At 55.9% G+C, this 18,080-nt stretch carries 14 protein-coding genes; 5 read left to right on the forward strand and 9 right to left on the reverse strand.

Annotated elements, in window-relative coordinates; genetic code table 11:
* Positions 1-67: 67 nt before the first annotated feature.
* The 5 genes from AC13DD_RS03870 to typA all read right to left on the reverse strand — a co-directional run bounded on the left by AC13DD_RS03870 (position 68) and on the right by typA (position 4,416).
* Positions 68-337 carry a hypothetical protein gene (locus tag AC13DD_RS03870; RefSeq protein ID WP_008170887.1) on the reverse strand — a complete coding sequence of 90 codons (270 nt, stop codon included), beginning with the start codon at positions 335-337 and terminating at the stop codon, positions 68-70.
* 25 nt (positions 338-362) lie between these two features.
* The gene (locus AC13DD_RS03875; protein ID WP_008170889.1) at positions 363-485 is read right to left on the reverse strand and encodes a hypothetical protein; all 123 of its coding nucleotides are present in this window, start codon (positions 483-485) and stop codon (positions 363-365) included.
* A 498-nt stretch (positions 486-983) separates the two neighbouring features.
* On the reverse strand, positions 984-1,430 hold the full coding sequence (gene dtd / locus AC13DD_RS03880) for a D-aminoacyl-tRNA deacylase (protein WP_273085658.1): 447 nt from the start codon (positions 1,428-1,430) through the stop codon (positions 984-986).
* A gap of 92 nt (positions 1,431-1,522) precedes the next feature.
* Complete coding sequence (pip, locus tag AC13DD_RS03885; protein WP_273085656.1) at positions 1,523-2,485, reverse strand: prolyl aminopeptidase; 963 nt, start codon at positions 2,483-2,485, stop codon at positions 1,523-1,525.
* A 119-nt stretch (positions 2,486-2,604) separates the two neighbouring features.
* The gene (gene typA, locus AC13DD_RS03890) at positions 2,605-4,416 is read right to left on the reverse strand and encodes a translational GTPase TypA (protein ID WP_482930871.1); all 1,812 of its coding nucleotides are present in this window, start codon (positions 4,414-4,416) and stop codon (positions 2,605-2,607) included.
* 560 nt (positions 4,417-4,976) lie between these two features.
* Here typA and glnA point away from each other — a divergent pair.
* The 4 genes from glnA (at position 4,977) to ntrC (ending at position 9,850) form a co-directional block, all read left to right on the forward strand.
* Entirely contained in the window at positions 4,977-6,380 is a 1,404-nt protein-coding gene (gene glnA / locus AC13DD_RS03895; RefSeq protein WP_053114316.1) for a glutamate--ammonia ligase, read from the forward strand.
* 174 nt (positions 6,381-6,554) lie between these two features.
* Positions 6,555-7,079 (forward strand): DUF4124 domain-containing protein, encoded by a 525-nt coding sequence (locus tag AC13DD_RS03900; protein ID WP_053114314.1) that lies wholly within the window; start codon positions 6,555-6,557, stop codon positions 7,077-7,079.
* Between the two features lie 252 nt (positions 7,080-7,331).
* On the forward strand, positions 7,332-8,426 hold the full coding sequence (glnL, locus tag AC13DD_RS03905; protein ID WP_482930872.1) for a nitrogen regulation protein NR(II): 1,095 nt from the start codon (positions 7,332-7,334) through the stop codon (positions 8,424-8,426).
* Positions 8,423-9,850 carry a nitrogen regulation protein NR(I) gene (ntrC, locus tag AC13DD_RS03910; RefSeq protein WP_014575986.1) on the forward strand — a complete coding sequence of 476 codons (1,428 nt, stop codon included), beginning with the start codon at positions 8,423-8,425 and terminating at the stop codon, positions 9,848-9,850. The genes glnL and ntrC overlap by 4 nt, the downstream gene beginning before the upstream one ends.
* A 61-nt stretch (positions 9,851-9,911) precedes the next feature.
* On the opposite strand, the gene AC13DD_RS03915 is transcribed toward ntrC, so the two are convergent.
* From AC13DD_RS03915 to AC13DD_RS03930, 4 genes are all read right to left on the reverse strand, one after another.
* On the reverse strand, positions 9,912-10,340 hold the full coding sequence (locus AC13DD_RS03915; RefSeq protein WP_139216055.1) for a DUF6701 domain-containing protein: 429 nt from the start codon (positions 10,338-10,340) through the stop codon (positions 9,912-9,914).
* A gap of 57 nt (positions 10,341-10,397) precedes the next feature.
* The gene (locus AC13DD_RS03920; RefSeq protein ID WP_273018321.1) at positions 10,398-12,083 is read right to left on the reverse strand and encodes a reverse transcriptase domain-containing protein; all 1,686 of its coding nucleotides are present in this window, start codon (positions 12,081-12,083) and stop codon (positions 10,398-10,400) included.
* Positions 12,084-12,909: 826 nt separating this feature from the next.
* Positions 12,910-13,434, reverse strand: coding sequence for a single-stranded DNA-binding protein (gene ssb, locus AC13DD_RS03925; protein ID WP_092034262.1), 525 nt, complete (start codon positions 13,432-13,434; stop codon positions 12,910-12,912).
* A gap of 57 nt (positions 13,435-13,491) precedes the next feature.
* On the reverse strand, positions 13,492-14,862 hold the full coding sequence (locus AC13DD_RS03930) for an MFS transporter (RefSeq protein ID WP_482930873.1): 1,371 nt from the start codon (positions 14,860-14,862) through the stop codon (positions 13,492-13,494).
* Positions 14,863-15,047: 185 nt separating this feature from the next.
* On the opposite strand from AC13DD_RS03930, the gene uvrA reads away from it, so the two are divergent.
* Positions 15,048-17,870, forward strand: coding sequence for an excinuclease ABC subunit UvrA (uvrA, locus tag AC13DD_RS03935; protein ID WP_092034258.1), 2,823 nt, complete (start codon positions 15,048-15,050; stop codon positions 17,868-17,870).
* Positions 17,871-18,080 lie beyond the last annotated feature (210 nt).

Here is an 18,080-nt window from a genome sequence, read left to right on the forward strand (position 1 = left end):
AAACGCAAAAAAACCGGCGACCCTGAGGTCGCCGGTTTTCATACTACAGGATTAGCCGATTGGCTGATCAGAAGTAGTAAACACCACCAACGGAAGCGATAGAACGCTCGCTTTCGTCAGCAACGCCGTATACACCGTCGTCACCGCCACCGAGGTAGCCTTCGAAGTACACATACATGTGGTCAGACAGGTTGTGCAGAGCCTGGAAGGTTACGGTAGAAGTTTCAGTGTCGTTGGCGTCGTCAGCCAGGGGCGAATTCGTGGTCGTGCTAAACACCGATGGTGGAACCGTTGTCAGCGTGCTCAACTTCAGAGCTTCCGCCTTTGACGCTGTCATGGTACAGAACGTACTGGATGTTACCTTACACGGTCGGCATGGAATCCATTTTGGCTGCCAGCTCGGAAGCAGACATAGTTTCCTGGGCCAGCGCGGAGCCAGAGAACGTTGCGACTGCGATAGCAGATGCGAGGAGCGTTTTTTTCATGTTGCGCCTTCCTTTTTGAGTTAACTCAGGTTTTAGCGACGGGTTCTTATCCCGATTTTGTAAGGCTTCACCAGTCAGGCTGGATGAGGCCGATTCTGCATCACCCTATGTTAGTTTTATGACAAAGGAGTAACTTTTCTTCTTTTTCGAATAAATCTGGCAGATTCCAGATCTATACAGATCACTCACTTATCGAACTTTCTTAAAGTTCTGGATGATGAAAATGCTTTAATACAATCATTCTCATTTTGCAAATTAACTGCAGTGCGTTTTTAGCTCTTTTGGCACCAGAAACGCAATCATTTATGCAATTTTGTGCTCGTGAGCTGCGTTACAGTTGCATATCAAATCCGAGGCCAGATTTTAACAAACCCCTTATCAACAAAACTTAGACTGAAAAAACCCTTGGATCGCAACGACTCCGAGGACATTTCCGCACCATTAAAGGCCGGCATGACCACCCGCGCACTACAATAGTGCAAACACTTATACACTCTGTTATCGAGTCTCGAGCATGAACGTGACGGGCCCGTCATTCACCAACCCGACCTTCATATCTGCGCCAAATCTGCCCTCACCCACCTTTTCCGGCCCCAAACCGGAACGTGCTTCTACCACAAACCGTTCATACAGCGTGTTGGCGGCATCCGGCCCCGCTGCAAGAGAGAAGCCCGGCCTGGTTCCGGAGGACGTATCCGCCGCCAAAGTAAACTGGGGAACAACAAGAAGGGAACCACCGATATCCAGCAGGCTACGATTCATCCGGCCAGCCTCATCGGGAAACACACGGTAAGTGAGGATTTTTCGGCAAAGTTCCCTTGCCTCGTGCTCGCTATCTCCCTTTTCCACACCCAGCAACAGCAAAAGGCCTGTGTCGATCGAGGCTATCTGCTCACCGTCCACGGTAACACTGGCTTGCGACACTCGCTGGATCAATCCTTTCATTCACTGCCTTGAGGACGTTTGAACAGGCGAACATTAAGGTCGGGCAAGAGTGTATCCGTGGCCATTACGGGCCGCAACCCTGAAAACGGGATTCAGCCAGCACTTTTTTCAGTTTTCGCGACAACGGACTCAACACCGCGAATGAGGGCATCAACAATCGCCGGCTCGGAAGCCGAGTGGCCGGCGTCGCGAATGATCTGGAATTCCGCTTCCGGCCAGGCCTTGCTGAGTGCCAGCGCATTCTCCAGAGGGCAGACCATATCGTATCTGCCGTGGACGATTATTCCGGGAATGTCCGCCAGGCGGTGGGCATCACGCAGAATCTGGTCTGGCTCAAGAAAAGAAGAATTCATGAAATAATGGCATTCGATACGAGCGAGAGCGATGGCGACATGGGGATGGCCAAAGTGCTCTATCACCCTGGGGTTCGGGTGCAACGTCGCGCACCGGCCCTCCCAGATCGACCAGGCCTTGGCAGCCTGGATCTGCTCCAGTTCATTGGTGCTGGTCAGTTTGCGGTAATAGGCTGCGACCAAATTATCCCGTTCAGCTTCCGGAATCTGAGCTTCAAAGTCCTCCCAGTAGTCCGGGAAAACCCGGCTGGCACCGTCCTGGTAAAACCAGTGAATATCCCGGGGACGGCAAAGGAAGATACCTCGCAGCACAAGCCCGGAGACTCGCTCCGGGTGCGTTTGGGCGTAGACCAGGCTCAGCGTTGATCCCCAACTTCCGCCGAACAGAAGCCACTTGTCGATGCCAAGAAACGAACGCACCGTTTCCATATCCGCAACCAGCTTGTCCGTGCTGTTGCCCTCAAGCTCTGCCAGCGGGGTAGATCGCCCGGCACCGCGTTGATCCATCAGGATGATCCGGAATCGTTCAGCGTCGAAGAAACGTCGGTGATAGTCTTCACAGCCGCCACCTGGACCACCATGAACGACGAGAACCGGTATCCCGTCAGGATTCCCACTTTCTTCAACGTAGAGCTCATGAGGCGGATCAACCGCAATGCGGTGCTGGGCGTTGGGTTTGATTTCCGGGTATAGGGTGAGCATGGAACGCTCCGTTTACAGGATTTACCGGGAGTTTAGCTTAAGCGAAAAGAAAGGGGCATAGAGTGGGGGCAAATGAAATCGGGGTCAGATGAAAGCGTTCATCTGACCCCTTACTGACGTTACTTCTTGCCGGCGCGCTTGCGCTCGTTTTCGGTCAGAAGCTTCTTCCGCAGCCGGACGGACTTCGGCGTCACTTCAACCAGCTCGTCGTCGTCAATGAACTCCAGCGCCTGCTCAAGGGTGAACTTGATGGGCGGCACCAGGCCGATGACTTCGTCCTTGCCGGAGGCACGCATGTTGTCGAGCTTCTTGCCCTTCGTCGGGTTAACCACCAGGTCATTGTCCCGGCTGTGAATACCACACAGCTGCCCCTCATAGATCTCCTGGCCCGGATCCAGGAACAGCTTGCCGCGGCTCTGCAGGGTTTCCAGTGAGTATGTCAGGGCGGTACCTGTGGCCATGGACACGATGACGCCGTTCTGGCGGCTGGTTACATCGCCAACCTTGATCGGGCCGTAGTGGCTGAAGGTCGAGGTCAGGATGCCAGTACCTGATGTCATGGTCAGGAAGGTGTTCCGGAAACCGATCAGGCCGCGAGCAGGAATGGTGTATTCAAGACGCATGCGCCCTTTACCATCCGGCACCATGTTGGTCAGATCGCCCTTACGCAGGCCCATCTGTTCCATGATCGGGCCCTGGTGCTGCTCCTCGATGTCGACGATAACGCTTTCGTACGGCTCCTGTTTTACGCCATCCACTTCCTTGATAACCACTTCCGGGCGACCAACGGCCAGCTCAAAATTCTCGCGGCGCATGTTCTCGATCAGTACCGACAGGTGCAGCTCACCACGACCAGACACCTTGAACTTGTCCGCCGACTCGCCTTCTTCAACGCGCAACGCCACGTTGTGCAGCAGTTCCTTCTCGAGGCGCTCCTTGATGTTCCGGCTGGTGACGTACTTGCCTTCCTTGCCAGCGAACGGCGAATCGTTCACCTGGAAAGTCATGGATACAGTCGGCTCATCCACCGTCAGCGCCGGCAGCGCCTCTACGTTCGCCTGATCACAAAGCGTGTCGGAAATGAGCAGCTCGTCCATGCCGCTGACACAGACAATATCGCCAGCCTGGGCTTCGTCGACTTCAACGCGCTGAAGACCGGAATGCCCCATAATCTTCAGGATACGACCGTTACGCTTTTTACCGTTGGCGCCAATGGCGGTGACAGGCGAATTGGTCTTGACCTTGCCGCGCGTGATACGACCAATGCCGATTACGCCCAGGAAGCTGTTGTAATCCAGCTGGGAGATCTGCATCTGGAACGGCCCGTCCGGATCCACGTTCGGCGCCGGCACGTGGTCAACAATCGCCTGGAACACGGCATCCATGTTGTCATCCAGTTTTTCGTGATCCATTCCGGCAATGCCGTTCAGCGCACTGGCAAACACAATCGGGAAGTCCAGCTGCTCGTCGGTGGCTCCCAGGTTGTCGAACAGGTCGAATACCTGATCAACCACCCAGTCAGGACGCGCACCGGGGCGGTCGATCTTGTTAACTACCACAATCGGCCGGAGGCCCGCAGCAAATGCCTTCTGGGTAACAAAACGGGTCTGGGGCATGGGGCCGTCGATGGAATCAACCACCAGCAACACGCAATCAACCATGCTCATTACGCGCTCAACCTCACCGCCGAAATCAGCGTGGCCCGGGGTGTCGACAATATTGATGTCGTAGCCATTCCATTTCAGGGCGGTGTTTTTCGCCAGAATGGTAATACCCCGCTCTTTTTCCTGGTCATTGGAATCCATGACCCGCTCGTTCTCGAGTTCTTTCCGATCCAGCGTACCGGACTGGCGAAGAAGCTTGTCGACAAGCGTGGTTTTACCATGGTCAACGTGGGCGATAATGGCGATATTACGAAGTTTTTCAATCACAAAAATATTCCTGCGGCATGCACTCAATGACCTGAGAAGGTCGTTCGCAGGGGGAATCCCAGCACATGCCGTCTCAAATCCGTAAAATGAACTCATTCACCGGAGCTGGCTGCCCGGCACCCTGCACGGTGCTTTCCGATCCGGGATCTGGAAATGACAGGGTAAAAAATGAAGCGGCGCGCATTATAGCGAAAAGTCTGTGTCGTTAATATGAAGAAAAACGCCTATTCTCTACACTAAGCACTCGCACTCATTTAGGGCGCATAGCCAATAAATGCACCAACGCGGTGCACCAATTAAGTGCAAGCGACCAGCCCAGAGCTACTAATTTCTCGTGAACATGCCCCAAACCCTTGCAGTTGCGCTGTTCTGGAGCATGCCCTAAAAATTGGCAAGCGCCTTGCTTTATCGAAATCAGCCGAAATTTGCAGGTAAGACGCAACGGCATTTGCTAAGCTGCGCGAACCTGAGAAACAGATCGGAACCCGTTTATCCGGGCGATCCGGCACCACGAACATGAATACAGCCGCCTGTGCGGTATAACTTACGGAGCATGCACAATGTCCAAGACAGTTGATTTGATCAAAGAACACGAAGTCAAATGGGTTGACCTGCGCTTCACCGACAGCCGCGGTAAAGAGCAGCACGTTACACTGCCTGCCACCGAAGTGGATGAAGACTTTTTCGCAGACGGCAAGATGTTTGACGGCTCCTCAATCGCGGGCTGGAAAGGCATCAACGAATCCGACATGATCCTGATGCCGGACGACGAAACCTCCGTTCTTGATCCCTTCACCGAAGAAACCACTGTCAACATCACCTGCAACATCGTAGAGCCTTCTACCATGCAGGGTTATGAGCGTGACCCGCGTTCCGTTGCTCGCCGTGCCGAGGAATACCTGAAGTCCACCGGCATCGCCGATGGCGCGCTGTTCGGCCCGGAGCCGGAGTTCTTCGTGTTTGATTCCGTGAAGTGGAATGTAGACATGCAGGGCGCTTCTTACCATATCCACTCTGAGGAAGCCGCCTGGGTATCCGGCGAAGATTTCGACCGCAACAACATCGGTCACCGCCCGGGCGTTAAAGGCGGCTACTTCCCGGTTCCGCCGGTGGACAGCCTGCACGACCTGCGTGGCGCCATGTGTGCCGCCATGGAATCCATGGGCCTGGAAATTGAAGTACACCACCACGAAGTCGGTACTGCCGGCCAGTGTGAAATCGGCGTTGGCGCCAACACCCTGACCCGCAAGGCTGACGAAGTACAGATTCTCAAGTACTGCGTACACAACGTGGCCCACGCCTACGGCAAAACCGCCACCTTCATGCCCAAGCCGGTGGTTGGTGACAACGGTTCCGGCATGCACGTACACATGTCCCTGAGCAAAGACGGCAAGAACCTGTTCGCAGGCGACAGCTATGCCGGCCTGAGCGAAGCGGCACTGTACTATGTTGGTGGTGTTATCAAGCACGCCAAGGCCATCAACGCCTTCACCAACCCGGCAACCAACAGCTACAAGCGCCTGGTTCCGGGCTACGAAGCACCGGTTATGCTGGCCTACTCCGCCCGCAACCGTTCGGCCTCCATCCGTATCCCGTACGTGAACAGCCCGAAGGCGCGTCGTATCGAAGTTCGCTTCCCTGACCCGGCGGCCAACCCGTACCTGGCGTTCGCGGCGCTGATGATGGCCGGCCTGGACGGCATCCAGAACAAGATCCACCCTGGCGATGCCATGGACAAGGATCTGTACGACCTGCCGAAGGAAGAGGCGCTGAGCATTCCGAAGGTTGCCGAAACCCTGTCTGAAGCCCTGGACTGCCTGGAAGCGGACCACGAGTTCCTGACCCGTGGCGGCGTATTCACCGAGGACATGATCGCGGGCTACGTGGATCTGAAGCGCGGTGAAGTCGAGAAGCTGAACATGACCACTCACCCGGTCGAGTTCGATCTGTACTACTCCTGCTAATATCTCTCTTTAGAGAGAAAGCAGACAAGCCCCGCCCTCGTGCGGGGCTTTTTTTTGAGCAAAAGCACAGTGCCTGCAGCCCTTAACGATATGTAACCAACATCCGGGGCTGCAGACGTTGAAAAGACCCCGGGCGCCACCGATAATCGGGGAAACCCAATAACAGGTGAGCTTATGAATCCAAAGTCTGGATTGGTTACCGGCCTTCTGTTTTTTCTGGCGATTCCGGTCTCGGCCGAGGTTTATCGCAACGTTGATGCCTACGGCAACGTCACCTATTCTGACGAGCCCAGCGAAGGCGCTGAAGCGGTAGAGGTCAAGCCGGTCACGACGATCACCCTGCCCAAGCCAGAGGCTGTGCAGGAAACCGAAAAGCTTCGTGAAGAAGTTCAGCGGGAAGGCGCTGCCTACGAAAGTCTGTCCTTCGCCTATCCGGATAACAACCAGGCGTTCTACAGTGGCAGCGGCGATGTCCAGTTCGAGGTGCGCAGCACCCCCGGCCTCCAGCCCGGCCACAAATACGAAGTGACCCTGGACGGGCAGCCTGTCGGGCAAAGCACCTCCGGCTCAATCACCGTCAACAACGTGTTTCGTGGAACCCATGAAGCCCGGGTCCATATCGTGGATGAAAACGGGGTTCAGGTAAAAACCGGCTCACCGATTACCTTCACGGTTCACCGTCCTTCCGCTCTGAACTAGCCAAGCCGCCCACATATCCGCACCATTTTGGTGCGATCGCACCAAAAAGCAGCCATACTCTGATCAGCAACGGGGCGCATTTTCCGGACTGATCAGAGGCTTTCTTTCCATTTGCACCAGCTTACGGCACTTTTCCGCGCCAATGTCCCCTTTTGCCCGCACTTTGCTCATTCATTTGTGAACCTGGCTAAAGTGGTTCGCTTTTTGCAAAACTCCGGAGGTCACACTTTGTCGAACCAACGGGATTCACGCATGGCATTGCCTTCGGCCCAGCAAAACGGATACAAGAGCATTCTCGACAGCCTGACTACGGCCGTCCTGGTGCTCGAGGATAATCTGAGCATTCAGTATCTTAATCCGGCCGCCGAAAGCCTGTTCGAAACCAGCATGACCCGAAGCCAGGGCCAGCCCTTCCAGGACATTCTGGTCGAGTCCGAAGACGCCCTGAAAACCCTGTTTGCCGCCGTCCGTAACGGGCAATCCTACACTCGCCGCGAAGCCGAGTTTCTGCTCGCCAGCGGCTCCCGACTCACTGTGGATTATTCCGTAACGCCTATCAGCCTGGAGCCGACGGAACTGCTGATCGAAATCCAGCCCAGGGACAGGCTGATGCGGATCAGCCGTGAGGAAGACATCATCTCCCAGCAGGAGACCACCCGTATCCTGGTGCGGGGCATGGCCCACGAGATCAAGAATCCGCTGGGCGGCATCCGTGGCGCGGCCCAGCTGCTTGATCGTGAACTCAGCAGTGAAGACCAGCGGGAATACACTCGGGTCATCATTGACGAGGCAGACCGCCTCAGAAGCCTTGTTGACCGGATGCTGGGCCCCAACAAGGCACTGAAGCTGGCGCCGACCAACATCCATGAAATACTGGAAAGAGTTGGCACACTGCTCGAGGCTGAGAGCAAAGGGCGACTGAATTTCAAACGGGATTACGACCCCAGCATTCCGGAGTTCAAGGGTGACAAGGAACAACTGATCCAGGCGTTTCTAAACATCGCCCGGAACGCAATGGAAGCGGCCTTCGAAAACCAGGCGGGGCATAGTTCCGAGGAACCGCCGACTATTACCTTCCGCACCCGCACCCTGCGTCAGTTCACCATTGGCAACCGCCGCCACAAACTGGTGTGTCGGGTCGACGTGATCGACAACGGACCCGGAATTCCGCCGGAGCTGGTGCAGAACATTTTCTATCCGATGATCAGTGGCCGTGCCAGTGGCACCGGTCTGGGGCTTTCCATCACCCAGAGCATCATCGGTCAACACCGCGGACTGGTTGAATGCAAAAGCGAACCAGGCCGAACCGACTTCATCATCTTCCTGCCTCTGGAGGACACCCCATGAGCCAACCGGCGAACGTCTGGATCATAGACGACGACCGCAGTATTCGCTGGGTGCTGGAGCGCGCCCTTAACCAGGCCGGTATGCAGCCCCGAGTTTTTGACAGTGGTGAAAGCATCATGATGCGGCTGGAGCACGAACAGCCGGATGCCATCGTCAGCGATATCCGCATGCCCGGCGTTGACGGCATCACCCTGCTTTCCCAGATTGTGGACGTTCACCCGGACGTGCCCGTGATCATAATGACCGCCCACTCGGACCTCGAGAGCGCGGTGACCAGCTACCAGACCGGCGCGTTTGAATACCTTCCCAAGCCCTTCGATGTGGATGACGCCGTGGCGCTGGTCAAACGCGCTGTGGCCCATAGCCACGAGAAGCGGGCCAGTGGTGAGCCTCAGGCCGAGATGGCCCAGCGAAACGCCGAAATTATTGGTGAAGCACCGGCCATGCAGGAAGTTTTCCGCGCCATTGGCAGGCTGTCCCACTCCAATATTACCGTGCTGATCAACGGCGAGAGCGGCACAGGCAAGGAGCTGGTGGCTCAGGCACTGCATAACCACAGCCCCAGGGCCAACCACCCGTTCATTGCCCTGAACATGGCCGCTATTCCAAAGGACCTGATTGAATCCGAACTGTTTGGCCACGAAAAAGGCGCCTTTACCGGTGCCGGCGCCGCCCGACAGGGTCGTTTTGAACAGGCCAACGGCGGCACCCTTTTCCTCGATGAAATCGGCGACATGCCCGCGGACACCCAGACCCGACTATTGCGGGTTCTGGCCGATGGCGAGTTCTACCGCGTAGGTGGCACCACCCCGATAAAGGTGGATGTGCGCATCATCGCGGCAACGCACCAGGATCTGGAAAAGCTGGTCCAGGCGGGCACCTTCCGTGAAGACCTCTTCCACCGCCTGAACGTTATTCGCGTGCATCTGCCAAAGCTGGCCGAGCGGCGGGAAGACATCCCCCGCCTGATGCAGCACTTCCTGAAACGGGCCGCAAAAGAGCTGGCCGTAGAGCCGAAGATCCTGCGTGAAGAAGCGGAAGAATACCTGACCACCCTGCCCTGGCCGGGCAACGTCCGCCAGCTGGAGAACACCTGCCGCTGGCTGACCGTCATGGCCAGCGGTCGCGAGATCCACATTGATGACTTGCCCCCGGAATTGCTGCACCAGGCAGAAACACCGACCACCGGGACAACCTGGCAGGAAGGCCTGAAAAACTGGGCCGAACAGGAACTCAAGCGGGGCAAGAAAGGCATTCTCGATACGGCCGTGCCCGAGTTCGAGAAAATCATGATCGAGACCGCCCTGAAGCACACCGGCGGCAGACGCCGTGATGCGTCAATACTTCTGGGCTGGGGACGGAATACGCTGACCCGGAAGATCAACGAACTGGGGATGGACCATCCGGAACACGAAGACGACTGACGATTGGCGAACCGCCGGGGTTCGTTGATGTTTTGGGGCAGGACTCAGGTCCTGCCCTTTTTTATCGTTCCTGCCAGTAGATCACTCTGTCGTGGCCCCGATAGACGCCGAATGTCGCGGTTGCTTGCGGATTTTCCTCAACACCGTCGCCGTCGAAGTCAGACTGCCAATATAGAGGCACGGGATATTCAACCTGAACATTACCGGTGTTACCTTCTCCCGGCGCAGTGAGACGGATCGGCGCTCCAGCGGCAGGCCGACCGCTATTGATTGTCCCTGAATTGGCATCCACGGAGGTGTTCGGAGGTATGTCCGTTATCACCGCATCAGCGGTATTGTAAGCCCAGCAAATTTCATCACTGTGCAGCTCAAAATCAGTCCCGTTCCAGATCTGGACTTCAAACGGCATCGCCAGATCGAGGGTTTCAGGGCCATAAGCGTTCTCTAAAACCATTCGACCATAACGAATTGAAGCGGTTGGGTAGGGCACGTGCGCCTCACAAAGAGGTTAGCCGTTGCCCCCCCACCGAACCGTACGTGCACATTTCTATGCATACGGCTCTCCAACAAGCTTTTTCCGGAAAGCGCGTAGGTCGGGTAGTGTCCCCTTGTGCAGATCACGGTGGCAGTCAAAGCATAGGACCAGGGTCTTTCTGCGTCTTGCCATCATGAGCCTTTTCCATGGCTCCGTACCCTTCGAGATGTCCTTCAGTTTGCGCACATGGTGCACTTCCAGACGACCCGAGGGTTGGGTGCAGTATTCACAGACACTAGCATTCAACCGGTCAAGCAGCTCCGTTCGCCCCGAGTATTTATAGGGGTTGGGGAGGATATCCACCTGACCTGGCCTAGGTGCAGCCCGGTTTTTCAGCTTAAACACCGTTGTTTCGAAGACTTTATCCCCTCGCCACTCCTTGAGAACAAAGGAGCCGTCCCCTCTTTTGAGTTGACTGGCGATTTTGGCCCTGCTCGTCTTGTGCTTTGCAGCAAGCGTTTTGAAGAGACTGTTCTGCCATATCCACTCTACCTTATTCAGGTAGAATTGCGGCGCGAGGTTGTAGTAGTTCGCAAAGCCTCTCAGCTCTGCGTTGTACTGACCAACAATCTCGGTGTCGCTATGGAATAGGAGCGCCTTCTTGGCCAACGCCTTTCCTGAGTCATAGAGACCGTAGCCCTTAAGCTCCACGAACTTCTGCGCTTTTTCCCGAGGAACCCCAAGATGTACGTGCTCGGTAATGGTACGTTTAGTTCCATGCACCTTGCTTCCATCAGCCTTATGACTGACCACGCACTTTACCCTCTTGCTTTCGCGCCGACAGACGACGGAATAGCCTAGAAAGGTAAATCCTTGTTTTGGGTCCACGATGCCAGATTTCTCTTGCGAGATTTCCAGCCTCAACTCCGTTTCCACGAAGCGGGTGACGTCTGCCATGATTGCTTTCGCTTCCTGCTTAGTGCCAATGACACCAATCAAAAAGTCGTCCGCATATCTGACATACCTCAGACGCTTGAAGCCGGGGTCGTCCATCAGCACACTGCTCATGTTGCCGAGTCTTTCCCCCCATTCCTGAATCTCACGCCGCCATATAGCAGCCTTTTCTTCAATTATGTCGCTTCGCTCTTTGAGCCATTTTATCCGATTACTCCGATTGCACAGAAGTTTTCGGTATTCAGGGTTGGGTCTTCTCCGGCTGCCCATGCTGAACTCCTTGACCTTACTCACCATGAACTCATCGAGTTCGTGCAGGTAAATGTTGGCCAGAATTGGAGAGATAATCCCTCCTTGAGGTGTCCCGCTGTGCGTGCCGTAGTATCGCCAGTCTTCCATGTATCCGGCCTTCAGAAATCTCCGAACCAGGTTCAGAAACTTTCGGTCATCAACACGTTTGCTCATAAAATGCAGCAAGCGATCATGGTCGATATTGTCGAAGTACCCTTTGATGTCTACGTCACAGACCCATTTGGTTCCCTTCCAGCTATCCCTTATCTCATTGAGGGCGGTATGACATGATCGGTTTGGCCGAAAGCCAAAGCTCCAATCTGAGAAGACCGGTTCATAGATCTCCTCCAACAACATCCGCATTACTTCTTGGATGAGTTTGTCATCACCATTTGGCACCCCCAGAGGTCTGGTTTTGCCTTTTGGGTTCCTCGGGTCTTTCGGTATCTCCACTCTGCGGCAAGGACTTGGTTTGTAAACTCCGGTCTGGATCAAGTAGATCAGATGAGTCACCCGGTCTTCCCCGAATCCATCCAGCGTGTTTCCATTTACCCCTCGGGTCAAAGCCCCTTTATTGGCGTAAATGTTCGCATACGCTTGAGTCCACAAGTCCCTGTTGCTACACATGATCTTGTGCAGCTTCCTTACCTTGGCTCCACTTTTACTCGCTTTGCCTATACCACCTAGCGCATTGAGTGTTCTTTGAGATAGCACTGACTATCGAACCTCGCTCTATTGGCATGTTCTTGTCTGACTCCCTTCCCCCTTACGGTTGGACTTTCATTACTATTGCTAGAAACTTATATCCAGCTTTCAGGTCAGGTTGGTTACTGACTGCTAGACCCGTTACAGGTCAACATTGGGTACTACGAAGTCTCCGTTGCCGTGCAGGCCCATAGTTGAGACCTGTTTAGGCAATCCCGCATTTCTAGGTAGTCAAGGTGCGTCCCACTTAGGTTCCACTTAGGTTCCACTTACGTCCCCTTAACACTCTCACCGAGCGCGTGTCACGTGGTTGGTTAGCCGGGTGTTCTAATCATCTCCCCGACTACACGTGAAGTGACCTCTCAAGAGTCATAGGTCACTGATATCCCGAAACCCACAAAGGACTATGGTTCAACCAATCAGGCTTAACCGTATGGGACTTGCAATGACGGGCGCAAGTTAGACTCTTTCACCGCCACCCGCCTTTTCCTGACATGCTGCACTCCCCTCCCTCTTTCGAGGTTCAAGCCCATTACTGGGCGAGGATAAGTCAGGTTTGCAATAGGCCTACCAACAGCCTATACTTGTAGCACGAATGCCGTAAGTGCCTGATTTACCTAGCAAAACGGCGCACTCAGAAGGGGATGTCATCATCAAAGTCATCAACCGGCTCGGGCATGCTGCCCTGGGACGGCTGATTGCTGTAGCCACCGGACTGGGGCGGCGGGTTATTCTGCTGTCCGGCGGGCGCATTGTAGCCGGACTGCTGAGGCCGTCCCGCCGGTGCGCCCTGGTTCATGCCGCCTTCGGCGCCACGGCTGTCGAGCATCTGCATCTGACCATTGATATCCACCACAACCTCGGTGGTGTATACATCCTGCCCTTCCTTGTTCTGCCATTTGCGGGTCTGCAGCTTGCCCTCAATGTAGACCTTTGAGCCTTTGCGCAGGTACTGGCCGGCCACTTCGGCGATCTTGCCGAACATGACAACCCGATGCCATTCGGTTTTCGGCACCAGCTGACCGGTCTGACGATCCTTGTAGCTTTCGTCCGTTGCAAGGTTCAGGTTCACAACGGCATTGCCGTTAGGGGTGTAGCGGGTATCCGGGTCCTGTCCCAGATTACCGATGAGAATTACCTTGTTTACGCCTCGTGCCATGTTCTGCTCCTGACTCTGTTTTCAGGGACGCCCGCGTTCCGTGCGAGCCTCCGGATTTCAAGAATTGTTAGCCTGCCGGACAAAGGAAAAGTCCGCAAGTGACGCTTCATCAAATTGCTGCCGATCCACCTTAAGATAGGCGGTGGCAGCCTCCTCCACAATCACAACGTCCTGCACGCCCGGAAGGCGGCGGAGATTGTCATCAATGTCGTCGTACTGCTCGTTCATTACCTGCTGCAACTGTACCACGAAACTGGTGGTATGACCGGGCGCCGGCATGGTGAGAGCCACCAGTAACCAGAGGCCAAGCACCACCACCATAAACCAGAGCACCCCCTGGATCCCGCCACTCTCCAGCAGAAAGCCACCCAGGGCGCCCCCGAGAAACGCCCCCATGAACTGGGAGGTGGAGTAGACGCCCATTGCCGTTCCCTTGCTGGCGGCAGGTGCTTCCTTACTGATCAGCGACGGCAGGCTCGCCTCAAGCAGATTGAAAGCCATGAAGAAGAAAAACAGCACTGTCCAGGCCGCCATCAGACTGCCGGAAACGCCCGTAAACCCGGCCGTGGCCAACGTCAGCAGCCCAATCGCTCCACACAGCACCGGCTTCATCTTGCGCTTTTTCTCACCCATGATGATAAAAGGCACCATGGCGAAAAACGACGTGACCATCACACTCAGGTAAAACCACCAGTGTGAACGGCTGGCAAGACCAAACTGCTCCTGCAGCATGGAAGGAAACACCAGAAACAGGGCGGTCAGCACCAGGTGCAGGGCAAAAATACCGAAATCCAGCCTCAGCAGGCGCCCGTCTGAAAGCACCCGCCCCAGCATCTCCCGGGCAGGATGCGTGTCGGGGCTGGTTTTATGTTGGTGGGGAGTTGGAACCAGGCGGTTGACGATCACCAGAGCGACCACCGCCAGCGCAGCCGTCGCATAGAAAATCCCGGACAGTCCCCACCAGGCGCCAAGAAGGGGCCCAAGAACCAGCGATACCGAAAACGACAGGCCGATGGTGATCCCCACCGTTGCCATGGCCTTGGTCCGCTCTTCCTCGCGAGTCAGGTCACTGAGCAGCGCCATCAGCACACTGGCGATCGCACCGGCGCCTTGAAGAATCCGACCGGCAATTACAACGTATATGGAGTCCGTGGCTCCGGCCAGCAAACTGCCTGCGGCAAAAAGTACCAGCCCGATATAGATCATGCGCTTTCGGCCAACCCGATCAGACAGCATGCCGAAGGGAATCTGCAACAGGGCCTGACTGAGTCCATAGGCGCCTATAGCGAGACCCAGCAGTGCGGGCGTTGCATCCTTGAGATCCTCGCCCAGCAACATGAATACCGGCAGCACCATGAACAGTCCGAGCATGCGCATGGCGTAAACAGACGCCAGGGCGAATACGGAGCGTTTTTCCAGCGCATTCATGGCAATTACGTACCTCAGCCGGGGTTGAAAGCGGTCAGATTGAGGGCAGATACCCATCGCAGGCGGCGCATTGTAACAGAAGGGGCGCTGACGGGGGACAACCCGCGTGATGCTGGCCCCGGTATCATTTTCGCCGCAGCGGGCCCAACGCGGTATAATTTTCGTTTTTATCCGAGCGAGGTGTTATGGACCATATCCAGATCAAAGGGGCACGAACCCACAACCTGAAGAACATCGACCTGGATATGCCAAGGGACAAACTGATTGTGATTACCGGCCTCTCCGGTTCCGGTAAATCGTCCCTTGCGTTCGATACGCTCTATGCTGAAGGGCAGCGACGTTATGTGGAGTCGCTGTCTACCTACGCCCGCCAGTTTCTCTCGATGATGGAGAAGCCGGATGTGGACCATATCGAAGGCCTGTCGCCAGCGATATCCATAGAGCAGAAGTCCACTTCCCACAACCCTCGCTCCACCGTTGGCACCATCACGGAAATCTACGATTACCTGCGCCTGCTCTTCGCCCGCGCCGGGGAGCCCCGGTGCCCTGACCATGGCCAACCTCTGGAAGCGCAGACCATCAGCCAGATGGTAGACCAGGTGGTGGCCATGCCAGAGGACAGCAAACTCATGATCCTGGCACCGGTAATCCGGGATCGGAAAGGCGAACATCTGCAGGTTATCGAAACCATGCGCAGCCAGGGCTTTATCCGCCTGCGCGTGGACGGCACGGTTTATGACATCGACGATGTGCCGGCCCTGGACAAAAAACGCAAACATCAGATTGATGTGGTCGTCGATCGGTTCAAGGTCAAGCCAGGCCTGGAGCAGCGGCTTGCCGAGAGTTTCGAAACCGCCCTGGACCTGGCGGACGGGATTGCCCTTGTGGCGCCCATGAGTGGTGAGGGAGAAGAACAGACCTTCTCCGCCCGTTATGCCTGCACCCAGTGCGGCTATGCCCTGAGCGAGCTCGAGCCGAAACTGTTTTCCTTTAACAACCCGGCGGGTGCCTGCCCTACCTGCGACGGACTGGGTGTTAAACAGTTCTTTGATCCCGAAAAAATTGTCCAGCACCCGGAAGCCACTTTGGCATCCGGCGCCATCAAGGGCTGGGATCGCCGGGCCGTCTATTACTTCCAGATGCTGGGCAGCGTGGCAGATCACTACGGCATCGATCTGGAAACGCCCTGGGCGGATCTCCCCGAGGATTTTCGCAACGTGCTGCTGTTCGGCTCGGGCGATGAGGATATCCCATTCCGTTATGTGAATTCACGTGGCCATATCATGGAGAAGGCACATCCATTCGAGGGCATTCTGCCAAACCTTGAACGGCGCTACCGCGAGACCGATTCACAGAGCATGCGTGAGGAGCTCGCCCGCAATCTGAGCACCCAGCCGTGCAAAGAATGCGGCGGCTCACGACTGCGCCGCAGCGCCCGCCACGTCTTTATCGAAGAGCACAATATTTCCGATGTCACCCATCTCCCGGTGGGTGACGCACATGATTACTTCGAAACCCTCGCGCTACCGGGTCGAAAAGGTGAGATAGCCGAAAAAATTCTGAAGGAAGTGCGGCAGCGCCTTCAGTTCCTGGTGAACGTCGGGCTGGAATACCTCACGCTTGAACGAAGTGCCGATACACTCTCCGGGGGTGAGGCGCAGCGTATTCGCCTGGCAAGCCAGATCGGCGCCGGGCTGGTAGGCGTCATGTACATTCTTGACGAACCCTCCATCGGCTTGCATCAACGGGACAATGACCGGCTTTTGGCCACCCTCACCCATCTCCGGGATCTGGGCAATACCGTGATTGTTGTCGAACACGATGAGGATGCTATCCGCGCTGCAGATCATGTCATTGATATCGGACCGGGTGCTGGCGTTCATGGCGGCAAGGTTATCGGCCAGGGCACACCGCAACAGATCATCGACAACCCCGATTCACTTACCGGGCAATACCTCAACGGCACCCGGGAAATCGCCATTCCCAAACAGCGCAACAAAGGCAGCGGAAAAACTCTGACACTGTCAGGTGCTACTGGCAACAACCTGAAAGACGTTACGCTCGATTTGCCCCTGGGCATCATGACCTGCGTCACCGGTGTATCCGGGTCTGGCAAGTCCACGCTGATCAACAGCACCCTTTATCCGGTGGCTGCCGCCAAACTCAACAAGGCCACCAGCCTCAACCATGCTCCCTACCAGTCGCTCAAAGGACTGGACCACCTGGACAAGGTCATCGACATTGACCAGAGCCCCATCGGCCGTACGCCCCGCTCGAATCCGGCCACCTACACCGGCCTGTTCACTCCCATCCGTGAACTCTTTGCCGGAACACAGGAGGCACGTTCCCGGGGTTACAAACCTGGCCGATTCTCTTTCAACGTCAAAGGTGGTCGATGCGAGGCATGCCAGGGCGACGGCGTGATCAAGGTAGAGATGCATTTCTTGCCGGATGTCTACGTGCCCTGCGACGTCTGCAAGGGCAAGCGATACAACCGGGAAACTCTGGAAGTCCGCTACAAGGGCAAGAATATCAACGAAGTACTTGAAATGACCGTTGAGGAAGGGCGCGAGTTCTTCGATGCCGTGCCTTTCCTGGCCCGCAAACTACAGACATTGATGGATGTCGGCCTCTCATACATCCGACTGGGGCAGAGCGCGGTCACCCTCTCTGGTGGCGAAGCCCAGCGGGTTAAACTGGCCAAAGAGCTCTCCAAGCGGGATACAGGCAAGACACTCTACATTCTTGACGAGCCAACCACCGGCCTGCACTTCTACGACATCCAGCAACTGCTCAACGTTCTGGAGAGGCTGCGGGACCATGGCAACACCATCGTGGTCATCGAACACAATCTGGACGTGATCAAGACCGCCGACTGGATTGTCGACCTGGGCCCCGAAGGCGGCTCTGGCGGCGGCCAGATCATTGCCGAGGGAACGCCGGAGGAAGTCGCCGAGAACCCCGCTTCTCACACAGGCCGCTATCTGAAGCCAATGTTGATGAAGTAACTGGCGGGCAAGGAATAGCTCTGTCGGCGAGGGGGTGGAGGTTTATTTTCTGCCGGAAAAAGATGTCTGAGCGCAGCGAGTTATTTTTCCAAAGAAAATAAACCTCCACCCCCTTGCCAGCCCCCATACTTCCAGGCTAGGAGTTATCTACAACCGAGGCACAAAAAAACCGGGAACCTCACGGAACCCGGTTTTTTTGTGGTTGGCCAA

It is taken from the genome of Marinobacter sp. L-13, from assembly GCF_056857715.1.